Annotated in this window: 22 protein-coding genes and 1 pseudogene; 4 read left to right on the top strand and 19 right to left on the bottom strand. The window is 48.1% G+C overall.

What is annotated here, in order from left to right; genetic code table 11:
* Positions 1-75: 75 nt before the first annotated feature.
* Positions 76-489, bottom strand: a complete 414-nt coding sequence (locus LK536_RS43900; protein WP_227796072.1) for a YjdF family protein — start codon at positions 487-489, stop codon at positions 76-78.
* A gap of 352 nt (positions 490-841) precedes the next feature.
* Here LK536_RS43900 and LK536_RS43905 point away from each other — a divergent pair, with 352 nt between their 5' ends.
* Positions 842-1657: a DUF305 domain-containing protein gene (locus LK536_RS43905; RefSeq protein ID WP_025486270.1), complete on the top strand. Its 816-nt coding sequence runs from the start codon at positions 842-844 to the stop codon at positions 1655-1657.
* Between the two features lie 88 nt (positions 1658-1745).
* On the opposite strand, the gene LK536_RS43910 is transcribed toward LK536_RS43905, so the two are convergent.
* From LK536_RS43910 to LK536_RS43950, 9 genes and pseudogenes are all read right to left on the bottom strand, one after another.
* On the bottom strand, positions 1746-3263 hold the full coding sequence (locus LK536_RS43910; RefSeq protein WP_227796071.1) for a Na+/H+ antiporter NhaC family protein: 1518 nt from the start codon (positions 3261-3263) through the stop codon (positions 1746-1748).
* 109 nt (positions 3264-3372) lie between these two features.
* Positions 3373-4326 carry an ABC transporter permease gene (locus tag LK536_RS43915; RefSeq protein ID WP_227796070.1) on the bottom strand — a complete coding sequence of 318 codons (954 nt, stop codon included), beginning with the start codon at positions 4324-4326 and terminating at the stop codon, positions 3373-3375.
* Positions 4327-4367: 41 nt separating this feature from the next.
* Positions 4368-5873 (bottom strand): sugar ABC transporter ATP-binding protein, encoded by a 1506-nt coding sequence (locus tag LK536_RS43920; protein ID WP_227796069.1) that lies wholly within the window; start codon positions 5871-5873, stop codon positions 4368-4370.
* A 46-nt stretch (positions 5874-5919) separates the two neighbouring features.
* Positions 5920-7095 carry a sugar ABC transporter substrate-binding protein gene (locus LK536_RS43925; RefSeq protein WP_227796068.1) on the bottom strand — a complete coding sequence of 392 codons (1176 nt, stop codon included), beginning with the start codon at positions 7093-7095 and terminating at the stop codon, positions 5920-5922.
* 110 nt (positions 7096-7205) lie between these two features.
* On the bottom strand, positions 7206-7982 hold the full coding sequence (locus LK536_RS43930) for an SDR family oxidoreductase (RefSeq protein ID WP_227796067.1): 777 nt from the start codon (positions 7980-7982) through the stop codon (positions 7206-7208).
* Between the two features lie 30 nt (positions 7983-8012).
* Positions 8013-8510: a secondary thiamine-phosphate synthase enzyme YjbQ gene (locus LK536_RS43935; RefSeq protein WP_008718633.1), complete on the bottom strand. Its 498-nt coding sequence runs from the start codon at positions 8508-8510 to the stop codon at positions 8013-8015.
* Positions 8511-8524: 14 nt separating this feature from the next.
* Entirely contained in the window at positions 8525-9253 is a 729-nt protein-coding gene (locus tag LK536_RS43940; protein WP_008718635.1) for a triose-phosphate isomerase, read from the bottom strand.
* A 15-nt stretch (positions 9254-9268) separates the two neighbouring features.
* Positions 9269-9322, bottom strand: a pseudogene (locus tag LK536_RS43945) (DUF6783 domain-containing protein); the annotation flags it as partial.
* Between the two features lie 6 nt (positions 9323-9328).
* Positions 9329-10132, bottom strand: coding sequence for a sugar phosphate isomerase/epimerase family protein (locus LK536_RS43950; protein ID WP_120056996.1), 804 nt, complete (start codon positions 10130-10132; stop codon positions 9329-9331).
* A gap of 397 nt (positions 10133-10529) precedes the next feature.
* On the opposite strand from LK536_RS43950, the gene LK536_RS43955 reads away from it, so the two are divergent.
* Both LK536_RS43955 and LK536_RS43960 read left to right on the top strand, forming a co-directional pair.
* On the top strand, positions 10530-11582 hold the full coding sequence (locus LK536_RS43955; RefSeq protein ID WP_025486260.1) for a LacI family DNA-binding transcriptional regulator: 1053 nt from the start codon (positions 10530-10532) through the stop codon (positions 11580-11582).
* Positions 11583-11631: 49 nt separating this feature from the next.
* A complete protein-coding gene (locus LK536_RS43960) occupies positions 11632-13137 on the top strand; it encodes an FGGY-family carbohydrate kinase (protein ID WP_227796065.1) in 1506 nt (501 codons plus the stop codon).
* Positions 13138-13200: 63 nt separating this feature from the next.
* Here LK536_RS43960 and LK536_RS43965 read toward each other — a convergent pair whose 3' ends face one another.
* From LK536_RS43965 to LK536_RS43975, 3 genes are all read right to left on the bottom strand, one after another.
* A complete protein-coding gene (locus tag LK536_RS43965; RefSeq protein ID WP_227796064.1) occupies positions 13201-13965 on the bottom strand; it encodes a GNAT family N-acetyltransferase in 765 nt (254 codons plus the stop codon).
* 9 nt (positions 13966-13974) lie between these two features.
* Positions 13975-14241 carry a DUF3795 domain-containing protein gene (locus tag LK536_RS43970; RefSeq protein ID WP_227796063.1) on the bottom strand — a complete coding sequence of 89 codons (267 nt, stop codon included), beginning with the start codon at positions 14239-14241 and terminating at the stop codon, positions 13975-13977.
* A 125-nt stretch (positions 14242-14366) separates the two neighbouring features.
* On the bottom strand, positions 14367-15158 hold the full coding sequence (locus tag LK536_RS43975) for an RNA polymerase sigma factor (protein WP_227796062.1): 792 nt from the start codon (positions 15156-15158) through the stop codon (positions 14367-14369).
* 1291 nt (positions 15159-16449) lie between these two features.
* Here LK536_RS43975 and LK536_RS43980 point away from each other — a divergent pair.
* Positions 16450-16596, top strand: a complete 147-nt coding sequence (locus tag LK536_RS43980; RefSeq protein ID WP_227796061.1) for a hypothetical protein — start codon at positions 16450-16452, stop codon at positions 16594-16596.
* Between the two features lie 526 nt (positions 16597-17122).
* Here the strand turns inward: LK536_RS43980 and LK536_RS43985 are convergent.
* The 6 genes from LK536_RS43985 to LK536_RS44010 are packed head-to-tail and all read right to left on the bottom strand — an operon-like array spanning position 17123 to position 22279.
* A complete protein-coding gene (locus LK536_RS43985) occupies positions 17123-18091 on the bottom strand; it encodes a D-2-hydroxyacid dehydrogenase (RefSeq protein WP_227796060.1) in 969 nt (322 codons plus the stop codon).
* A 46-nt stretch (positions 18092-18137) separates the two neighbouring features.
* A complete protein-coding gene (locus LK536_RS43990; protein WP_227796059.1) occupies positions 18138-19085 on the bottom strand; it encodes a transketolase family protein in 948 nt (315 codons plus the stop codon).
* Complete coding sequence (locus LK536_RS43995) at positions 19085-19918, bottom strand: transketolase (RefSeq protein ID WP_227796058.1); 834 nt, start codon at positions 19916-19918, stop codon at positions 19085-19087. Before LK536_RS43995 ends, LK536_RS43990 begins: the two co-directional genes overlap by 1 nt.
* Before the next feature lie 16 nt (positions 19919-19934).
* Entirely contained in the window at positions 19935-20594 is a 660-nt protein-coding gene (locus LK536_RS44000) for an aspartate/glutamate racemase family protein (RefSeq protein ID WP_227796057.1), read from the bottom strand.
* Positions 20595-20642: 48 nt separating this feature from the next.
* Positions 20643-21491 (bottom strand): carbohydrate ABC transporter permease, encoded by an 849-nt coding sequence (locus LK536_RS44005; RefSeq protein WP_227796056.1) that lies wholly within the window; start codon positions 21489-21491, stop codon positions 20643-20645.
* Complete coding sequence (locus LK536_RS44010; RefSeq protein ID WP_506092158.1) at positions 21488-22279, bottom strand: ABC transporter permease subunit; 792 nt, start codon at positions 22277-22279, stop codon at positions 21488-21490. Before LK536_RS44010 ends, LK536_RS44005 begins: the two co-directional genes overlap by 4 nt.
* Positions 22280-22289 lie beyond the last annotated feature (10 nt).

Below are 22289 nucleotides of genomic sequence, written 5' to 3' on the forward strand. Positions count from 1 at the left end.
TCAATTTCTTTTCCCCAAAACCAGCAGAAAACACAGCAGTAAATTACCGCTGTGTTTTCTGCTTTTATCTTTGATTCATCTTCCCCGGTGCTTTTCTTTCCGCTTTTGCTGCCTGATTTCAAACTGGCGCTGTTTTTCTTCTTCCTTCTGCCTGCGGCCCTTCTCCTTGCGCGCCAACTTATTCTCTTCCTTCTGGAGACTTAATGCCTGCTGGGATTTGGTCCCGGTCCCGTGTGCTTCCAGCTGTTTCCTGATATTCCTCTGCATGCGCTTGGGATTAACCTTTGTTTCCTTTTTCCCACCAGCTTCCACCGGCGGGCTGAACCGCAGTTTATTCCAGTTCTTTAAAAGAAATTCATATACCTCATAGTCCTTTGGTTCTGCCCCGAATGTGATTTTGCAGGCTTCCAGCTTTCCATCCTGGATGCGTTCATAGATACCAATCCAGAAAATGCCGTCAAAAAATACTGTCAGTTTACTTTTTTGCATAAAAAACACTCCTCGCTTTCAACAGCAAAGAATGGACAACCGAGGAGGCAGGTTACTGACAGATTTTTGGAACTGCGCCCGGACTACCGGCCGGGACTGTGTTTTTATCTTTGCGTTATTTAGTTTTATGGTATCATTTTACCTTATTGACTTCTTATTTGCAAGTATTGATACGGAGATTGGCGCGTTTTTCCCTGACCCGGCACTGTCTTGCGTAAAAACCGGTGAATCCAGCATCCACCATCCGCGCAAGGACTTACAATACGCTGTACCAGTATATTTTCCAGAAACCAGCAAATACTAACCCCATCTATTATCAAACCACCAATCTAACAATACAGGAGATTTTACTATGAACAAAAACATGCGTATCTGGATTATCGGTATCTGCGTTGCACTGGTCATCATCATCGTGGCAGCGGCAGCATCCATGAACAGGAAAAACAACAGCCAGGGGCAAACCGGAACCACATCAGAAAGCGGGGTGACAGAGGATCCCAACGCCGCATCCTCCTCCATGTCCGGCACGGACAACGGCTCCATGAACGGTTCAGAAGGCACATCCATGGCCGACAGCCATATGGACCATTCCTCCCACGGCGGCCAGGCATCCGGCAATGGCGATAACCTGAGCCGTTACCTGACCGAACAGGATTCCATCATGATGAATATGATGGATGACATGATGATCCGCGAAAAATCCGGCAGTGCCGACATTGACTTTTTAAAAGGAATGATTCCTCATCATGAGGCTGCCATCAAAATGTCGGAGAGCTATCTGGACTACGGCGGGGAAGTTTCCGGCCTTGAGACCCTGGCACAGGATATCATTACCGCTCAGAAAAAAGAACTGGCCCAGATGAATGACCTGGTTAATAAATACGAAAAAGAAGGAAAGAAGAATCAGGAAAATGAAGACGCTTACCTTGCAAAATACAGTGAGATGTTCTCCGATGATTCCATGTCCCATCACATCAATCCTTCCGGCGTCGACAACATAGACCAGGCATTTGCAGAAGGCATGATCATGCATCATCAGATGGCTGTGGATATGGCCAGGGATATCCTGGATTATTCAGAGCAGGAGGAAATAAAGAAACTGGCCCAGGATATCATCGATGTCCAGGAAAAAGAAATCGAACAGATGCAGAAGCTGATACAGAAATAATAGGAAACTCCGGAAATACGGTTCATTTCCAGAATGCGTCCCCTGATGGGAAATGCATCCAAGCCGTATTTCCGGAGTTTTTTTATCCCTATTCCCCACCAGCCAGACGTGCCGCCGTAATCCGGTTCAGCACTGCCATCACGACTACCAGGGCAACCACCGCAAAGCCAAGGGCTGCCTCGCTTCCGGTCAGTCCTGCTATGATATAGGCAATGAACGCTATGATTCCATTGACAGCCGCATAGGGCAGCTGAGTCTTGATATGTTCCACCAGGTCGCACTCCGCGCCTGTGGAGGACAGGATGGTGGTATCCGATATGGGTGAGCAGTGGTCGCCGAACAGGCCGCCGGACAGGACTGCACCAACCGCAATATAAAATGGTATGCCGAATGCATGCGCCATCGGGATTGCAAGCGGCATCATGATGGCGAACGTCCCCCAGGAACTGCCAGTTGAAAAGGATATGAACGCCCCGAACAGGAAGATTGCAGCCGGCACCAGGGATGCGGAAAAGCTCATGTCCTGAAGGAATCTGACTATGAATTCAGCCGTCCCCAGCCCGCTGATCATCTTACCCAGGGACCAAGCCAGAATCAGGGTAATGGCCACATCTGTCATCCCCTTCATACCGCCCACATATACCTTGAATGTTTCGTTAAAATCCATGACCTTAAACAGGCAGATTAACGCCATCAGGACAACTGCCCCAAAGAAATATCCCATGGTCAGGGCCACGCGGAACGCGTTGCCGTCCACCTTTGCGAACGGGAATCCCAGAGGCGCCAGGGTTCCGAACAGGGTTACGAATACAACCACAATCGGAAGGATTACCATAATCGGCTTTGCATGTTTAAGGGAATATCCATTCCTTGTCTCATGGACAATCTCCTCCTTGACCAGGTCAGCGGCCCTGTTTTCCTTCCCAGCCCTCATTTCCGCCTTTTTCATCTGGGAAAAATCCAGCTTCGTAAATGCCACCAGAGGAATCATGATGATTGCAAGGATGGCATAAAACTGGAACGGGATTGCGCGGACAAAGGTCGTATAATCAGACTCCGCCACCCCAAGATTCTCAAACTCCGCCTGAATCAGCCCCATGATATAAACGCCCCATCCGATGAACGGAATCAGGATTGCCACAGGGGACGAGGTGGAATCCAGTACCCAGGCCAGCTTTTCCCTGGATATCTTCAGTTTGTCAAACAGCGGCCTGAACACCGGCCCCACCAGAAGGGGCGTTCCCAGGTCCGAGAAAAAGATAAGGATTCCCCCAGCCCACGCGCACATCTGCGCCTTCAGCTTCGTGTTCACGTACCGGTACACGCTTTGGCTGAATGCCTGTGCTCCCCCGGATTTCTCCATCAATTTAATAAATCCCCCGATAAATACCACCAGGACAATCACACCTGCATTGTAGCTGTCCGTCAGTTGGACAAACAGGTAATCGCCAATCATGGATTTCACGGCCAGGAACGGATTGCCCCCGCAGAATATCATGACCCCCACAAATCCCCCGCAGAACAGGGACAGGATCACATTCCTGCTCCTGATTGCAAGGATAACCGCGACAATGGGCGGCAACAGGCTTAATGCACCGTAATTCATACTTTCCTCCTCATGTAACCCTTATTATGTTTATACATGAAAATGCATAAACCACAACTGATTTTAATGGATTGGGGAGAAAATAGCAAGAGGTTATTTCCAATTTCCTTCAGCCCTGCTGTGTCTTCAGCCTGACTGCGTCTAAAAGCACTGCCACAAAGATAATCAGGCCATTAATCATCTGCACATAGTAGCTGGATACACCCAGTATCTGCAGTCCCACCTGGATGACGGTGAGGAGCAGGACGCCGCCCAGCACTCCCAGGACATTTCCCTGGCCGCCGCTGCACGCCACGCCGCCGATTACAGTGGCTGCAATGTTATTCATGTCATAGGAGGTACCAAATGTGGAGGTGACAGCCCCCATATAGGCGGAAAGGAAGAATCCGGCAACGCCTGCCAGGAATCCTGAGATGGTAAAGGCAATGATTTTTATCCTGTCAACCTTGATACCTGACACATAAGCCGCGTCCTCATTGCCGCCTACCGCGTACAGACTGCGTCCATAGGGTGTCTTATTCCACAGGATATATACGAATACAAACACTGCAACTAATGCAATGGGAAGGGTGGGAATGCCTGCAACGCTTCCCTGCCCGAACCATTTGTAGGAATCCGGCATATTGGTAATGGCGCGCCCCTGGGTAATGACCAGGAATGCCCCCAGCAGGGTCAGCTTCACGGCAAGGGTTTCCACCAGTGCCACTGCTTTCAGCTTTGCTATCAGCACTCCGTTCAAAGCGCCTATAGAGGCGCCTACCAGGAAGATGACCAGGATGGCAAGCGCGGCAGGGCAGCCTTTTTCAAGCAGCAGAAGTCCGCAGGTAGCGGAAAATGACATCACGCCCAACAGGGACAGATCGATTAAGCCAAGCATGATTGCAAAGGCCTGGGCAAAGGAAAGGATTCCAAGTACCGTTGCCTGTGAAAGGACATTCCCTAAAATCGTAGGTTTGAAGAAGCTGGGTTCCAGGCCGCCCACAACGGCAACCGCCAGGACCAGCAGGATCCACACAATATTATTCAGCAATTTTCTTTTTAATTTGAACCATTTTATATTCACTTTTATCCCTCCATGTCTCATACATTCACAAACAATGGCATTTAACCCACAGAATCACGGATGTTGATTACATCCTCATGGCTCAGTCCATGATTCCTTACATCCTTTTCCAACCTGCCGTTTTTAAAGAACAGTATCCTGTCAACGGTACGGATAAGCTCGTCAAAATCATTGGTCAGGTACAGGACGGATGTATGGTCCTCTTCTGCTATCTTATTGATATTTTCAATAATCTCCTCACGGCTCTTAATATCAATTCCAATGGTGGGTTCATCCAGCATCAGAAGCTTCGGACCGGTACTGACCGTCTTTGCCACAACTACCTTCTGCTGGTTCCCGCCAGAAAGGCTGTTAAGTTTATCATCTGTGGAGTTTGCCTTAACATGGAACAGTTCAAAATAATGCTCTGATATATCCCTGGATTTTTCCATATCCACAAATCCCAGCTTATTCTTAAGCGTGGTGTACAGGGACGGCAGGCTGATATTCTCACGGATGGACATAAGGCCCACGATTCCCTCCTTATGCCTGTCATAGGAGACATAGGAAATCCCGTTTTTCATGGCATCGGACGGGTTGCGGATTCCCACCTTCTCATTGCCCCCTATCCATATTTCCCCCTCGGTCATTTTCTCCAGGCCGAACAGGGTACGGCACAGTTCCCTTGCGCCTGAACCTGGAAATCCCACCAGACCTGTGATCTCACCGCGGTATAGCTTTACGGACACATCCTTAAGGATATGGCCGGACATGTTCCTGCATTCCAGCAGCAGTTCCCTGCCGCTGTTGTCCGGAAGCTTTTCCCGGTTTATCAGTTCCACTTCCCCGCCTGCAATCAGGCTTGCCAGACGTTCCTCATTGAGCTCACCGCCATCAGAACCTGAAAAGGAACGCCCGTCCCTTATGACCGTCACATCATCTGACAGTTCCACCACCTCCTGGAGGTAATGGCTGATAAAGATAAATGCAGTCCCTTGGGCCTTTAATTCATTGACAAACACAAACAGTTCCTGACGCTCAACCGATGAGAGGGCGGTTGTCGGCTCGTCCAGGATGATCAGCTTTGCGCCGCCATGCATGGCCCTGATGATGTTTACCTTCCTCTGGTCCACTCCATTTAAGTTGCGCACCTTTTCTTTTGGGTCCACATCCAGGCCATATTTACGCAGTTCTTTTTCCGCGTCTATGAATAATTTCCCCCAGTCCACAAAACCGCCCTTTTTCCTGGGCCATATGCCCATGAAAACATTTTCCCCGACAGTCAGTTCCGGAACAATGCTGGCGTGCTGCGGCACTATCTTAACTCCCATATTCTGCCGTTCAAAGACAGAATATGGGGTGATATCATTGCCGTCCAGCGTAACAATGCCGCTGTTCTGTTTATAGATTCCGGCTATGATGTTGACAACCGTGGATTTTCCGGCTCCATTCCTTCCAAGCAGAGAGTGGATGGTCCCTTTTTTTATGGTAAAGCTCACATCCTTCAGGGCCTGGGTTGCACCGAAGTTCTTGCTGACATGCTCAACCTTCAGGAGTATTTCTTCCATGTTTCACCTGTCCTTTCCTATGGTTACCCGGTAAACACCGCGCGGGTCATTTCCCTTCTGCCTTCAGTGCAGCCACACCCCAGTGTCCGTCCTCATTGACATTGCTGCTGTCCAGGGCGTAAGGAGGGACCTGAAGGATCGGACCGGTCTCTCCGTCCATGAATTCAGCTGTCTTCCAATAGAAATCCTCGTTGGTATAGGTTCCGGAGGTGGGAACCGGCTCCCCTTTAAAGATATACTGTACCAGCATATCAACTGCCATTGGCCCATATGCATAGGCATCTTCTACGATAATCGCATCGTAATATCCATCCTGAAGGAACCTGACCGCATCCGGTTCCCCGTCTCCTGTGACGAATATCACATGATCCTCATCCCCCACCGGGTACCACATGCCGGCAATCTGCATGGCTTCCGCACATCCCAGGCCAGGGTCGTCGGATGGGCAGTGTACCGCATCGATTTCCTTATCGTACTTGGCAATTACATTGGTCAGGGCTTCCTGGGATTTGGAGCGCTCACCTTCTCCGGGCACTTCAATCTTCTCAATTTCCGGATACTTATCCATCACAGCGTCAAAGCCATCCTTGCGCAGGCGCCAGCACTCGGAACTCATGGCGCCGTAAACATTGACCACACGGCCCTTAGGGGAACCGTATTTTGCTTCCAGCGCTTCCACAATCCGCTCTGCCGCCATTTCCCCGCATTTTAAGTTGTCAAACTTGATGGAGCAGTCCACCACTGCCGTGGAAGCAGGGTTATCCACCATGACCACCGGGATTCCCGCTGCCACTGCCGCGTTGGCAGCATCATTAAGGGCGTCCGAGTCAACGGTATTGGCAATGATTGCCTTTGGATGCTTGGAGATGAAATTCTGCATCTGGTCATTCTGAAGCGTGGAATCGTTGTTGCAGTTAGCCACTTCCGGCTGATATCCGGCTGCGGTGATTGCTTCCTCCACCTTCTGCTGCAGCGCCACATGGAAATACTGGTTCATGGTTTTCTGGGTATAAACAATTAATCCAGAATCATCCGAAGCATTTCCTGCTGCTGATTCCGAACCTGATCCGGAGCCGGACTCCGAACCGTCCTTCGCCGTTGTCTGGGCGCTTTTAGACGTGGATGCGTCTGCGCCTGCATTGGCAGCTGTCCCGCTGTTGCCGCAGGCAGATAAACTTGTAATTGTCATGATTGCCATTGCCATACATAATATTTTCCTCATAATTCCCCTTCTCCTTTATCTTGGATTCCTTTGTGCCTGATTTTCTATCATTGCATAAAACGGTTTGTTCCCCAAACATTACATGACAGTTTTTACAACTGCATTTTGCATCAGAAGCAGGTGTACGCGCCGTCCACGCGGAAATCCGCACCTGTTGTATAAGAACTCATATCCCCTGCCAGATACACGGCAATGGCCTGCAGCTCCTCCGGCCTTCCCATACGGTGTACCGGGATCATTTCCTCCCACTTTCCGATTAACGGAACCAGTCCAGGGTCATTGAGCGTCATTTCCGTGGCCATATAGCCGGGACTTATGGTGTTGACCCTTACATTCTTATCCGCCCACTCCACTGCCATGTTCCTGGACATTGCAATGACGCCAGCCTTGGACGCCGCGTAGGAACACTCCTTTTGCGGGATGTTGGTGATATGGGCGGACATGGAGGCCGTGTTAATGATGGAGCCGCCGCCCTGCCGGATCATTTGCCTTCCGGCTGCCTGGGCGGTCAGGAAGGTTCCGTTTAAATTGACCTGGATGACCCGGTCCCAGTCAGCCAGGTTGTCATCCTCCACCGGGACACCGTGGCCGATTCCCGCATTGCAGAATGCCACATCCAGCCTGCCGAACTCTTCCAGTATCCGGGCCATCATATCATCCACTTCCTGCGGTTTGGTGATATCGGTCTTAACCGCGATTGTTTTGGTATGGTTTGCAGCTTCAATCTCCCGGGCAGTCTTCTCTGCCTCCTCCAGGTCCACATCCACAATGGCAACATCCGCGCCTGCTTCCGCCAGTGCAATGGCAATGCATTTCCCAATCCCGCGTGCGCCGCCTGTTACAAATGCCTTTTTTCCGTCCAGCCTCATTTTCTCAAGAATTCCCATGATTACCTCCTAGTTTTATCCATATATGTTTTATTCCCCTACTATCTGCACCCGTACCTTGCGTTCCCTGGCCCTTGTCTGGTCCATGTCAGAAAAATATATGCGCCCGAATTCCCCCAGCGTCATCTCCCCCTCAACCAAGGGAATGGTCTCGGAACGGCCTAACAGCACGGAGCGCAGATGACCATCCGTGTTCAGGAGCCACTCCGGCTTCTCGTCCCTGAGTTCCATTGCATTTTTTGTGTGGATTGGTCCCGGATGAAGATACTGGCCTTCATTCCGGCAGGTGGGGAACACTTTCTCCATGGCATTGACCATATCCTGCAATATCAACGGCGTGTGCCAGTAGGTTTCATCCTCTGAGTCCTCCTGTATGAATACACAGCAGCTTGTATGCTGTGAGAAGACATTCACCAGCCCATTGCGTATGCCTGACTGTTCCACAATATCCTGTACCTTTTCCGTCACATCCTCAAAGCTTACCCTCCTGTCTGTCTCAACAGGAATGATTTCATGATATACCGCCATCATCATCCTCCTTATCATCCTCGTTCCTGGCCCTGGCATGTCTGATGCCGGGCAGTCCACGCGGCTGCCACGGAGGCAATCATTTTCTCCATCATTTCACATGGATTGTCTGCCTTCATGATCCCGCTGGTGGAGCCGGTTGCATCCGCTCCTGCTTTTATGACCTCATATACATCCTTTTCATCACTGATTCCTGCGCCGTGCAGTATCATCATCCCAGGCGCCACCCTGTGCACCGCCTGGTTAATCCTGTCTATCTCCTCCATGTCCCCTGGCCCTCTTGCCCCTTTTCCAATCAGTCCGGGTGCTTCCGCCAGTATCATGTCCGGGCCAAGGGCCGCCACCGCCGCTGCCTCCTGGGGCGTTCCTGCGCACACCAGCGTTGCCAGCCCCACTTCCCCTGCCCTTACAACCGACCTGCGGATTCCGTCAAGGGTCAGGGGCCTTTCTGCATGGTTTAACAGGACGCCCGCCGCCCCTGCCTCCTTAAGGGCTTCCGGCAGCACGGCCCCTATCCCCCTGCCAGGATAAACCGGATCCATGTGCTGGGCAAATACCTTAATATGGCTGGTGGCTTCTGCGATGGGCCGGATGTCCGTGTACTGGGCCGAGAATATGATGTCCACCTGGTACTTCCTGCCGGCCCGGTCTGCCGCCATGGCAAGTTCCAAGGCCTTCTTTCCATAGATGTATGTCTTGGGTCCTATTTCAAAAAACGGTTTCCTGATTGTAAAGCCTTCCATATTGTAAATCCTTCCCTAAGGGCGTGTTTGAAAATTCATTCCCGCCATCTGCACGCCCCACTTTGCGGGTACTTCTTATCCAATCAGTTTCCTGAGGTAATCAGCCGTTTCAGGCAATGTTACCGCCGGATCCCCGCAGGTGCTGCATTCCAGGTTCACAAACCCCTTGTACCCTATCTCCTTAAGCGCATCAAAGCAGGCCTTCCAGTCTGTCATCCCGTGTCCCGGAAGCAGGCGGTTGCTGTCGCCCAGGTGGACATGTTTTATGTATTCCCCTGCATAGAGGATACTTTCCCTGTAATCGGACTCCTCGATGGACATATGGAAGAAATCCGCCAGGACACCCGCCTCCTTTAAGCCAAGGGACTCAACCATGTCCCTGCAGTCCCTGATGCTGTTTAAGTAGGGACTTTCGTAGCGGTTGATTCCTTCTAAAAGCATTTTTCCTTCCGTGCCTTTTAATGGTTCCGCCAGTTCCCGGTACATCTCACAGAACTCCTGTTCCTCCTCCTTCCCCATCTTCGCATACGGATGGAAAAGCGGAAGAGGTGACTGCGGTCCGTATTCGAATTCGAGTTCAGTCACAGCGCCGATTTCACCGCTGATCCTGGCAGCCAGCTTGTACATTTCCCTGCTCCTCTTCCTTATGTCAGGATTCCTGTCCATCAGATGTCCATATATCCCATCCCCAAAAGCGAACTCACAAGGAACGACTCCCGTGCGTTCCTGTAAGGATAAAAGCTCCTGGTACAGTTCCTGGTTCCAATCTTCATAGTCCACGAAAACAGCAATGCCTTCATATCCCCATCGGCTCAGGTTCCTGGCCTTTTCCGTAAGGTCCTTTCCCGGAACCATGGTGCTGGTACACGATAATCTCATGAATTTCCCTCCTTATTTACAACGTTGTAATTATTGGTTAAAAAATTTTGGCTCATTGAGCCTCCGTTTAAATATTTCAAACGTTGTAATTATCATATAATCGTGTGTCGGATTTGTCAATAGATTTTTATTTTTTCTTTGTTTTTTGTTTATTATGCTTTGTTTTTTGTCTTTTTTTCGTGCAAATAGCAGAAGTATCCTTGATTATAATAATTTTACAACTGGTTTTTTTTCAGAAATTTTAAATATTCTATAAAACGACTATTGACAACGTTGTAATAAAAGTGTAAGCTGAAACCAATGAAATCATGTTACCATAACCATGTTACATAAATAACAAAGGAAAGGGGTGAATTTATGTATTGCAGCAGATTTGCCTGCACAATACATTCATCTTATGGCCGATACAGCTTCTAATAAACCTGTTACAATTAAATCCATTGCCAAGGAACTGGGAATCTCCTTCTCCACTGTCTCCAAGGCCCTTAACAACAATCCCCTGGTCAAGGAAGAAACCCGCAGGCTGGTCCTGGACACAGCCAAGGAGATGGGATATACCCCCAATTCCCTGGCCAAGGGACTCCGGAGCAATTCCACCAAAACCATTGCCGTTATTTTCAATGATATCGAGAACCCGGCCCTGACTTATATTTTCCGCAATATCTCCATTGAAATGGCCAATCACGGATATACCACCATGATATTTGATTCCCAGTTCAGTGAGAAGCAGGAGCTTGCCAATATTTTAACAGTCTTATCGCGGCAGCCGGACTTTGTCATACTGGAGCCGACCACCACCAACCCGGAGAACCTGAACCTGCTCTCAGGCATTACCCAGAAGCTTATCCTCCAGGGCGCCCGCTATGAGTCCGTAAACTGCCATCATGTGCATGTGGACTATGCCCAGGGAGGCTATATGGCTGCCTGCGAGATGCTCTCCAAAGGCCATCGGGACTGCCTGGTCATCACCACTCCCCTGACCATACCCATCAGCAGCCAATTTGTCATTGGAATCAGGCGGGCCTTTGAGGAATATGGGGTTCCCTTCCATGATGATATGATAAAGGATACCTGTAACTCCTCCATCATGGGCGGATTCCAAATCATGAACGAACTGTGGGACCATGAATCCGGCCGTTTCAGCGTGCCGTTCACAGGTGTCCTGACTTTTGATGATACACTGGCCCACGGGGTCTATAAGGCAGCGTCCCAGTTCGGCCTGCGGGTGCCTGAGGACATCAGCGTCATTGGATTCGATGATAATCCTCTGTCAGCATTTTCCATGCCTCCCCTCACCACCATCCATCTTCCCAGGGAAAAGATGGCGGAAAGCTGCATCAGCATATTGAATGCTGTCCTGCTGGAAAATAGGACCGATACCTGCGTGTTCTCCTTGGAACCGTACCTGGTCCAACGCAGCTCTGTATATAATCTTTATAAGAAAAAATAAAGCGGGGCCTGGGCAACGGCCATCATCATGTTACAGGAGGGTTAGGTTTATGAACATTATTTCCATTGATTTAGGCACCACCAACATTAAAGTCTCGGTCTATGACCAAAAGCTTCACCCGATTGCCACTCTTTCAGAAACCGTGCAGTATGACAGGGATGGGGATTTTGTGGAATTTGACTGCGATAGGTATTTTCGTTCCATCGAAGAAATGATACGGAAGGCGGCTGGCGCCGGGAAGGACGCCAATGCCGGAGATGTGGTTCAGATCGTACTGACAGGTCAGGCCGAATCCCTGATTCTCCTGGGGCAGGACAGGCAGCCCATCCATCCGGCCATCTCATGGATGGATATGCGGTCCGGCGGGGAGTGCGCCCTGCTGTCTGAGCATTTTCCAGCTGACCTGTGCTATCATACCACCGGACAGCCGGAACTGATTCCCACCTGGCCCATAACCAAGATGCTGTGGATGCGGGAACACAGACCTGACGTGTTCAGGAATACGGCCCATTACCTTCTTTTAAAGGATTATATCATATTCCGGCTTTGCGGGCGTATGGCCGGTGATTACTCCATCTACAGCTTTTCACATTATTTTGATATTATCCGAAAATGTTACTGGGCGGATATCCTCAGTTTCTGCGGGGTCAGCCTGTCACAGCTTCCGGAGCTGCTGCCGCCCTGCAGCATTGCGGGAACGCTGCTTCCTGAACTGGCCCACGGCAATGCAGGCCTTACTCCTGACACAAAGATTAACGTGGGGACGCTGGACCATTTTGCCGGAATGATTGGAACCGGCAATATCCAGGAAGGACTGGTCAGCGAGTCAGCAGGCACCGTGCTTTCCATTGCAGCCATGGTCCGCGGCCCCCTCTTTGGCGACAGCCGTCTGCCCCTGAACTGCGGTCCCTTTCCCGGGACCTACGTACTGCTGCCTGTCTGTGAAAGCGGCGGGTTCAGCCTGGAATGGTATCGGAACACATTCCTGAAGGACGTATCATTTTCCCAGATAAACCAGATAATTGAGTCCCGGCCTGACAGGGTTCCCCCGGTATTCCTGCCGTATCTTACCGGCGTCAATTCACCTGATTTTAACGAAAATGCTTCCGGCGTCTTCTTTGGGCTCCGCGCATCCCATGACCAGTATGACCTTGCCCTGGCAATCATGGAAGGGGTTGCCTGTCTTTTAAAAAAGAACCTGGATTACATGGCAAAATCCGGAATCCCTATCAGCAAAATCATATCCACTGGCGGAGGCGCCAAATCCTCCCTCTGGACCCAGATTAAGTCCGACATCACAGGGCAGGTAATCGAGGTTCCGGAAAATGAAGAAGCCCCCTGTCTGGGAGCTGCCATCATCGGCGCTGTTTCGGAAGGCTTCTTTCCTTCTTATGAAGATGCGGTAAGGGAATGCATTTCCATTAAAAAGAGATATGAGCCTTCCTGCCATGAAAAATACAAGAAAACATATGAAGTGTTTGAAAACGTGTATGATGCACTGGCCGGGGCTTACCGGATGGATGCGGTCAGGCGGGAGTCGGGCAAAAAACATTGAGGAACCCCAGCCTTTTACAGCCCCATCCCTCAAAAAACCGCATCCAATCATATCCGTATGCGGCTAATATGGGTGGATAAGAAATGCCGGATATGGGTGGTCGTAATGATATCCCAGCTTTTCTGCCAGCGCAACGGATTCCAGGTTGTGCGCATCCCAGCTTGGATAAATATTTCTCTCAAGGCATTCCAGGATTAATCCGGCTCCACATGCATATGCCAGGCCCATGCGCCGATATTCCTCCCGGGTATCGATTTCTATCTCAATCCCCTCCCTATAGGTTGCATAGGAGGATGCGCCGGAAACCGGCTGGCCGTCCTTTAATGCCATGACCCCCAGCCCAAGCCTTTCATACATTCCATAATCCGGGTATTGGGAAACCAGGTCCCGGCTCCAGGCGTTTAATCTGCACTGGTTATATAAATCCTCATCCATCATACTGATGGTAAAACCAGGCGGAAGGGAGGAAACAGCCCGCCGGAGCCTTGACTTATCAAATACATCCGGCTCCTTTTTGATTGCATGGCGGGTTATCCTTTCAGCCCTGGTTCCGTAACACGATTCAATCAGACCGGACCAGCTGTCATTTTGAGGTACCATTATGACTTCATCATGGCAGCAGTCCGGCCTGTACAGAACCAATTCGCGGTTTGGGATTCCTGCCAAAAAGCAGAAATCCCCCAGAACTGCCATTGCAGACACGGGATATTCCCCATTGTCCGCATAGATTTCCCCCATTATCCCCTGGAGGCAGGACCAGATTATGGTTTCACCCCAATGGGCAAAAAGCGGATTGGCTTTTTGCGGGATGTCCAATTTGATAACCATGACACGGCTTCACTCCTTCCTTTCACAGGCCCATTTCCTGCATTGCTCCAACCTGGGCGCCGGGTCAAATCCTTCTTCCACTCCCATGGTTGACAGCATTTCACAGGGAAAACCATCACATTCCCCGCAATGGTTCAACCCCTTGGATTCACAGCATGATTTGACGCCGCAGACGCCTCCCCAGAAAGGGGCATCCATATTGATGCATCCCCTGCAGTTAACAGCCTGTTTCCTTTCGCATGAATCACAGCATACCCCGCATCTTGACTGAAACATTATCCATTCCTCTTTTCTCTTTGTATTTTTGCTTGGAAATTTCTATTTGTGTATGTTTTTCCTTACATAATAAGAGATGACATTTTTAAGCAAAAGTCCCGGGCGGTCCGGATTTTATTTTAAAATCATGAGGAGGACGGATCATACAGCAATGCAGCTATCTTATCAAACCATTCCTGTGAGGGTCTCTGCTCCGGCAGATTACGATAATAGTAAAGCATTTTCCTGCCTGCCTCAGGGTTATGGACATATCCCTTTTCCTGATAATCCAGATACGCTTTCTTTTGCCTGAGTTTTTCCTGGAACGTATTCCTATCCTTCATGAATTCAATCCAGGCCGTGCATTGGCAGGGATTGTGGATATCCATGAAGCTGCAGTGGTCATTGAAAAATGATTCCAGGTTCATCCTGGCACGGTACAGCAGTCCTTTGACTGCCTTGGGTGTCAAATCAAGGATTTGGGCTGTCTCATTGATGGAGATGCCAAACATATCAATCAATGAGAATACCATCCTCTGGTTCAATGTCAGTTTCCGCGTCATTGCAAGGAAACAGCCGTCCCGCAGCTTGGCAACTTCCTCCGCCACCTGGACTTCATCAATGGGCAGCGGCCTGGGGTCCACCAGGAATTCCCCATCATGTTCCAGCTCATCCATACTCTCTGCGTACCCCATGGTCCCACGCTTTTCTTTTCTTATCATCATACGGAATTCGTTGATGCAGATGGTGCGGAGCCATGATTTTATGGCATCCTCATTCTTTACCGCAGAAATGTTGGCCCAGGCCTTGATGAAGGTTTCCTGGGCTAAATCCTCTGCTCTGTCCGGGTTGGCTGAGAGTTTGAGGGAAAGGTTGTAGATATAGGAGGCGTATTGGGTGATGATTGATTCGATGGTTAGGGAAGTATTGTTGTCCATTTATAGTTCCTTTTCATTTTGTTGGGGAGTTTTTTGTTTTTTGGGGAGGTATAAAGGGGGGGGACTGTGGTTGTTCTTTTCTACAATATATAACTTATTAGGGGAAATGTCTATTCTTTTTCATTTGGGGGGTGTTTTGGGAGGGGCGTTGAGGTAGGCGAGCGGGGGAAGTGGCAGGCTAAGTGAACCTATAATATTTTAAATATGTCCGGATAATGGATAATAAAAAACGCACACCTCCATAAGCTCTGCATGTAAAGATGAATACAAAGACTACAGGATTAATGCGTCTTTTTGTTTTAAGAGGATATTCTTAAATCCACTTTTCGCCTGGAAGATATTTTCCAATCATCCTCTTGAATTATTGTTCCCTGATATCCGGAGAACGGTTTACAGGTTTTCCAACCCAAATAATTGGCCCTGTCTGCTCACAGCCCCTGTAACCCCATCATAATAGAGTACTATTTTCTCCCTTCTTCAGCCGGTTCTGCTGGGTCTGACGGACCATGTTCCAGCCCTGGTTCCGATATCAGTCTTAATATAAAAATAACTTTGAATAAGTATTTATCATAGAACTATTGCAAGCCGACTGATAATTTAGTAACGGCTACTCCGGGTGTCGGCGGCTGGAAATGAGGGCAGTTTTGATGGATATGAGGTGAAAAACAGGCGAACTGCTCTCGCCGGCGTAGGTTTTTGAGAGGAAATTCCTAAGAATTACTTGAAATTGTGGCATGGATTGATTATAATAGAAATGTAAAAAGAAAGCACCCACTCCAAAAGTGGATGCTCCCAAGGTTTAAATGCTAAATGTCCTTACGGACACCGCCCATCCTGTGGATCAGACAGGGTGGGCATTTTATTTTCGCTTGTTTCTCTTATCGAGAAAGGCGATAATCGCTACAATCAAGCTGCCAAAGGACATCAATAAAGCCAATATCCCTATGAAGATTGAAATAATCTCGTAAGCTGTCATGGGCGCTACCGTCTTCGCTCCGCTTCGGTCCTCGCTAAACGGATGTCCACCGGACATCCAGCGACCTTTCCTATGTATTCCGGCAAGCCGGTTTTACTAAGTCTGGGAGGTTACCACTCCTGTCGTGAGTGCTTTCCTACTATTAATCCTAACATAAGAACATATGTTTCGCAAAGATAATTCTAGAAAGAATTGGATTGGTTTTAAGACAGAGGGTGAGATTGTGCTTCTTAGGTTCTCGTTTCTTAAATTTATCTGTTTCAATATCGGAACCAGGGCATTATAATAGTTGCATTAAATCATGGAAGATTGCTCATGGAAATTGTAGAGAAAACACTACCCACCCACATTGTTGACGCTGTGAAACGAGAGATTTTTGAGGAGTCCGGCATAGAGGTTGAGGTTGGAGAAGTGTTCTGCATTTCGTCCAATACCTGTACTTATCCGAATAAGGTGGTGTGAAAACTGTTCCGACAAAAGTTATTTTCGACTTTGTTTGTAAAAAACAGGTGGTACGCTTCGTGGGTCGGATGAAAATTCTGAATCCGGTTGGTTTCCACAAAATAAGGAATTTCGGTTCCCTCTATTTTTTCAAATAAGATTTCCTATTTGCTCTTTCTCTATTTTGAAAACTGAGAGTGAACACAGGACAAAGGATAGAAATGAATAGAAAAGGAAAGACGGAAAACAAAAAGCAGAAGTACCGGGATTGTTAGTCCTGATACTTCTGCTTGATTTTACTTTATTCTATTTTCGACCGGATAATTGAGTTAAAGCTTATTTTATACGCAATTCGGTTAATAAAAGAAAAAAGGCGCTAGGATTTACATCCCAGCGCCGCTTTTGTCTACAGGCACCCATGGGTTTCGCCTACCAAATATACATGAGAAGCAAGTTGTATTAAAATAAGAGGAACCGATAAAAGCCGTTCTGATTTGGCGCTTCTGATTTACGGCCTCTTTTTATAGTACTTGATATAGCCTTGCCTTTAGATATTCACCACATTCTGCGGCGTACCATCCATAAACGCCTTAACATTGGCAACTGCAATATCCATCAGCCTCTGCCTGCTCTCCTTAGGCGCCCAGGAAATATGAGGGGTGATTATGCAGTTAGGCGCTTTCAGCAGGGGATTATCCCCTTTAACCGGTTCTGATGATACTACATCCAGCCCCGCTGCATATACTTTTTTACTCTCAAGGGCATCTGCCAGGTCCTGCTCCACAATTAACTGACCTCTGGAATTGTTAAGGATGATTACACCATCTTTCATCTTAGCAATACTTTTTTTATTGATAATCCCTTCTGTTTCAGGAAACAGCGGACAGTGAAGGGCAATCACATCTGAGCAGCCAAACACCTCATCAAGTTCAGCATATCGGCAGGTATCACTCTCAAGGCATGGATTTTTATAAGAATCAAACGCCAGCACCTTCATTCCCATTGCCTGGGCAATCCGTCCCGTACTCTGTCCAATCCGTCCATATCCAATAATTCCCATTGTCTTACCAGACAGTTCTATGAGAGGATAATCCCAAAAACACCAGTCTGGGTTGTTTTCCCATCTTCCCTTATGCACTGCTTTATCATGATGGCCAATATGGTGGCAGATTTCCAGAAGCAGGGCAATGGCAAACTGTCCTACTGCATCAGTCCCATAGGCCGGGATGTTGCACACAGGAATTCCTCTCTCCCGCGCGGCCCCGCAATCCACCACATTATATCCAGTTGCCAGCATCCCTATGTACTTAAGTCCAGGGCAGGCATCCATTACGTTTTTTGAAATAGGTGTCTTGTTCGTTATCACAATCTGTGCGCCTCTCATGCGGCCCGCAATCTCCTGGTCATCCGAAACACAGGTCCTGTCGTATACAATCAGTTCCCCCAGCTTTTCAAGACCATCCCAGCTCAGATCTCCCGGATTCTCCGTATAGCCATCCAATATAACTATCTTCATAATCATTTACCTCATGTTCAAAGTTTACCCCATCTCATTTCTTCGCTTACGATTCCTGGAGCAATTCCCTAGCTTTCGTAATTATGTTCTGTACCGATATACCATTCTTATCCAGGAGTCTCTCATAAGGAGCAGATTCCCCAAAATGGTCCTGTATACCAATCCGCACAACCTTTCCACTTCCACTTTCAGCGGCAACCTCGCAGACAGCGCTCCCCAATCCATTAATGATATTATGGTCCTCCACCGTAATGATTCTCCCGGTATCCATAATCGCCTTAACCACCGCCTCCTTATCCAACGGCTTAATTGTGTGCATATCCAGCAGTCTTACGGAAATTCCTTCCGCTTCCAGGATATCTGCCGCTTCATACGCGCGGCTCATGATATCACCGTTCGCTATAATCGTAATATCCATACCTGCCTTTATTTCCTTGGCTTTTCCTATCTGGAAGTCCTCTGTCCCATCATAGATAAACGGTACAGCATCCCTGGTAAACCTCAGATAAACCGGTCCCTTATACTCTGCCGCCGCGCGTACCAGCTTTCTCGTTGAATAATAGTCACACCCGTTGACTACGGTCATATTGGGAAGCGTCCTTAAAATCCCCATATCTTCAATTCCCTGATGGCTTGCCCCATCATTGGCCGGTGTCAAACCGCCATGTGAGCAGGCGATTTTCACATTCAGTTTAGGATAACAGATTTCCTGCCGTATCTGCTCGCTCATTCTCATACTGCCAAAAACCGCATAGGTAGTGACAAAGGGAAGTTTCCCACAGGAAGCAAGCCCGGCTGCAACTCCGCAGGCATTCTGCTCCGCAATCCCCACATTCACATGCTGCTCCGGAAACTGCTTAGCGAACTCAACCGTCTTGCAGGACTTACCTATGTCACAGTCCACAATATAAAAATCCGGATTTTCTTTTCCTAGTTCCAGTATTTCATCACCATATGCTTCTCGTGTAGGACGTCCTACGTTTTTTGCGAACATTAGAATCCCTCCTCAATTTCTTCCATTGCCTGCGCATACTGCCTGTCATCTGGTGCCATTCCATGCCATGACGGAATATTTTCCATGAATGATACACCTTTTCCTTTTATGGTTCTGGCTATGATGCAATGCGGCTTTCCGGCACTGTTTTTACGGACTATATCCAATACATCTATAATTTCTTCCATCTCATGTCCATTGATTTTATAGGTGTCACAGCCAAATGCCCTGAACTTTTCTTCCAAATCACCGGTTGGCATGACTATATCACAGGGGCCGTCATTCTGCAGTCCATTATTGTCCACAAAAATCACCATATTATCAAGATGGTATTTGGAAGCGGTCTCTACTGCCTCCCAGACCTGCCCTTCCTGAGTTTCCCCGTCCCCTACAAGCACAAATACCCTGTAATCCATGTGGTCACGTTTGGCCCTCAGTGCCATTCCCACCGCGGTGGAAATTCCCTGTCCCAGAGAGCCCGTTGAAATGTCAATTCCAGGGCAGCGTTTCATATCGGGATGTCCCTGCAGGATGGAGCCTTCTTTTCTCAATGTCCCCAATATGTCCTTATCAAAATATCCCCTCAGCGCCAGGCATGTATATAGGACAGGGCACACATGACCCTTGGACAGGACGAACCGGTCCCTGCCATCCCACAGTGGTTCTCCCGGACGGATTTTTAATTCATGGAAATACAATGCGGTCATAATATCCGCTGCTGACAATGAACCTCCCGGATGCCCTGAACCAGCTGTATGTATCATGGTCAACACTTCTTTCCTTACTGTCTTTGCCTGCAGTTTCAGGCTCTCTGCTAATATTTTATCTGCCATGACGATATCCTCTCTATTATTTCATCATACTATAAATCTTCTTAAATCCAGATGTCCCAATCTTATAGATTGGCACCTTTACCTCATCATGCTTTAACAGACTCATGGAAATCTGTGCAAATGCAATCACGTCCACTTCCTCTGACAGTTTATAAAGTGCCTCACACACCATCTGGTCATGGCGCTCCCTGTCACCGCTGCAAAGCACGTTAAAGGCGCCATCCACAACCACATTGAGCAATTCAATCTCTTTTCCCTGCTCAGCCGCTTTTTCCTTAATCACCCGTCCAATGGCAGCCGGGCTTGTTGGCAGAGTGGCTAAAATTCCTATTCTTTTTCCATTTTCCACTGCCATATCAGCTACCGGCTCTTCGATATTCATGACAGGAATATGGATGAACTTTTTAATATACTTGGTCGCCTCATTGACCGAAGTACAGGTGGTTAGGATTGCATCTGCTCCTGAAGACTGGGCTGCTTGGGCATAGTTGAGCATCCGGTTGCATACATCCGCGTTAACACCCCCATTATCAAGTGTTTCCTTTAACAAACTGTCGTCCATAATATTATAAATCTCCAGTCCTTCTGTCTGCTCCTTGAAGGGTTCACCAAAAGGCTTATAGATTATATCCATGAAATTATTTACCGTATTGATTGTATATAGCGTTTTCTTCATTTTTTCAGACCTCTGTTTTCTTGATTTATTTTAGTGTAATACTGTTCCTCACTGCTTCATCCCGGAAAATGCAATACTCTGCACAATATATTTCTGGCAGAAAATATAAATGATTGATAATGGAATAATGCTGATGACCGACAGGGCTAAAGCTGTTCCCGCATGGGTTGTCCCCGCCGACCCTGAGTTATATATCTGCAGTCCTATCTGGACCGTATAATTACTCTGTTTCGTCATGACTATCATGGGCCACAGCAAATCATTCCACACATTGATTGAATCCAGAACTACAATCGTGGCAATGATTGGTGTCAGCAGCGGAAGGTAAATCTGCCTGTAAATCCTAACCAGGTTTGCTCCATCCACACGACCGGCCTCATACAGGTCATCCGGCAGGCTGTCACAATATGTTTTGACAAAAAATATATACATGGCATTTGTCATGATATTGGGTAGAACTACACCCAGGAATGTGTTATTCAACCCCATATTCCGGATAATGGAATATACAGGCAGCAGTTTGGATTCAAAAGGAACCATCATGTTCGAAAGGATAACCAGTAGAATGAGGCTCTTGCCTGGAAACCTGCCTTTGGAGATAACAAAGCCAGCAACTGTTGATGTGATTACATTGAGGGACACACTCAAAATAACAATAATGATGGTGTTCTTCAGATAATTGAGGATTGGTATGTTGGCAAGAGCCATCTTATAGTTAAAAGTGCTGAACTCCTTTGGCCACAGTCTCGGAGGAAACCTGAGGGAATAAGACTTCACATAATCAAAGCTGGTTGATACAAACCAGAAGAATGGAACCACGATAGCCAGGGCCAGCAGGGACAATAGGATATAGCTTGCTATGATGGATGGTTTAACTTTTTTTCTATGGGTTTTCATGCCTTTGCCTCCTTCTTCCCCAGTTTATGAGGTTTTGTATCCTTATCCTTAGTCAGATGGCTGTTCAGCAAAGTGGCTGCCAGTATAATCAGGAACAGGATGACAGATGCTGCGCCTGCCAGACCCTCATCCTTATAGTTCAAGGTGGAGAAGGAATTCTTATAAATATACAGTAGCAGTGTTTCCAGGGTCCCTGCCGGATTACCGGTCTCCATACTGACCGCATAAACTTCCGTAAAACGCTTTAATGCGGCAATCGTGGATGTAATCAGAACAAATGTGAATGTACTCTTGGAAGCAGGTATTGTAATATACAGCCATTTCTTAAAGCTGTTAGCCCCATCAATCTCCGCTGCCTCATACATATCCACCGGAATTCCCTGGAGACCTGCAAAGAACAGGATGATATTGTACCCGATTCCTTTCCAAACGGCTATGAATACCACCGACTCCCTGGCCGTACCGGGACCATTTAACCATAAGCTGGGCTCAAGTCCGAGAAAACCGATGATATAGTTAAAAATGCCCTCCTCATTGGGCAGCATCAGATATTTAAAAAGTGTTACCACCGTTACCATTGACATTACCATAGGCAGCAAAAAGATTACACGGTAGACACCTTTACCCCTTCCAATGTTATTCAACAGACTGGCGATAATAAAGGCCAGAGGAATATTGAAGGCCACTCCCAGAACTGCCATGTAAAGTGTGTTGATGACGGTCTGCCTGAACTCACCGCTGGCAAACATGATACGGTAATTGGTAAGGCCGATAAACTTGCCATTCATGTTCTGTAGG

This window comes from Clostridium pacaense (genome assembly GCF_020709765.2).
In the GTDB taxonomy this organism is placed as follows: Bacteria; Bacillota; Clostridia; order Lachnospirales; family Lachnospiraceae; genus Enterocloster; species Enterocloster hominis.

Bases quoted from the DNA above. Each gene is read 5' to 3' on its own strand.
- LK536_RS43930 (WP_227796067.1), bottom strand. From the start codon at position 7,982: ATGGGAATTCTTGAGAAAATGAGGCTGGACGGAAAAAAGGCATTTGTA.
- LK536_RS44005 (WP_227796056.1), bottom strand. From the start codon at position 21,491: ATGAAAACCCATAGAAAAAAAGTTAAACCATCCATCATAGCAAGCTAT.
- LK536_RS43920 (WP_227796069.1), bottom strand. From the start codon at position 5,873: ATGGAAGAAATACTCCTGAAGGTTGAGCATGTCAGCAAGAACTTCGGT.
- LK536_RS43995 (WP_227796058.1), bottom strand. From the start codon at position 19,918: ATGGCAGATAAAATATTAGCAGAGAGCCTGAAACTGCAGGCAAAGACA.
- LK536_RS43940 (WP_008718635.1), bottom strand. From the start codon at position 9,253: ATGGAAGGCTTTACAATCAGGAAACCGTTTTTTGAAATAGGACCCAAG.
- LK536_RS43955 (WP_025486260.1), top strand. From the start codon at position 10,530: ATGGCCGATACAGCTTCTAATAAACCTGTTACAATTAAATCCATTGCC.
- LK536_RS43950 (WP_120056996.1), bottom strand. From the start codon at position 10,132: ATGAGATTATCGTGTACCAGCACCATGGTTCCGGGAAAGGACCTTACG.
- LK536_RS43925 (WP_227796068.1), bottom strand. From the start codon at position 7,095: ATGAGGAAAATATTATGTATGGCAATGGCAATCATGACAATTACAAGT.
- LK536_RS43970 (WP_227796063.1), bottom strand. From the start codon at position 14,241: ATGTTTCAGTCAAGATGCGGGGTATGCTGTGATTCATGCGAAAGGAAA.
- LK536_RS43905 (WP_025486270.1), top strand. From the start codon at position 842: ATGAACAAAAACATGCGTATCTGGATTATCGGTATCTGCGTTGCACTG.
- LK536_RS43910 (WP_227796071.1), bottom strand. From the start codon at position 3,263: ATGAATTACGGTGCATTAAGCCTGTTGCCGCCCATTGTCGCGGTTATC.
- LK536_RS43900 (WP_227796072.1), bottom strand. From the start codon at position 489: ATGCAAAAAAGTAAACTGACAGTATTTTTTGACGGCATTTTCTGGATT.
- LK536_RS44000 (WP_227796057.1), bottom strand. From the start codon at position 20,594: ATGAAGAAAACGCTATATACAATCAATACGGTAAATAATTTCATGGAT.
- LK536_RS43990 (WP_227796059.1), bottom strand. From the start codon at position 19,085: ATGTTCGCAAAAAACGTAGGACGTCCTACACGAGAAGCATATGGTGAT.
- LK536_RS43975 (WP_227796062.1), bottom strand. From the start codon at position 15,158: ATGGACAACAATACTTCCCTAACCATCGAATCAATCATCACCCAATAC.
- LK536_RS43965 (WP_227796064.1), bottom strand. From the start codon at position 13,965: ATGGTTATCAAATTGGACATCCCGCAAAAAGCCAATCCGCTTTTTGCC.
- LK536_RS43985 (WP_227796060.1), bottom strand. From the start codon at position 18,091: ATGAAGATAGTTATATTGGATGGCTATACGGAGAATCCGGGAGATCTG.
- LK536_RS43935 (WP_008718633.1), bottom strand. From the start codon at position 8,510: ATGGCGGTATATCATGAAATCATTCCTGTTGAGACAGACAGGAGGGTA.
- LK536_RS44010 (WP_506092158.1), bottom strand. From the start codon at position 22,279: ATGAATGGCAAGTTTATCGGCCTTACCAATTACCGTATCATGTTTGCC.
- LK536_RS43960 (WP_227796065.1), top strand. From the start codon at position 11,632: ATGAACATTATTTCCATTGATTTAGGCACCACCAACATTAAAGTCTCG.
- LK536_RS43980 (WP_227796061.1), top strand. From the start codon at position 16,450: ATGGAAATTGTAGAGAAAACACTACCCACCCACATTGTTGACGCTGTG.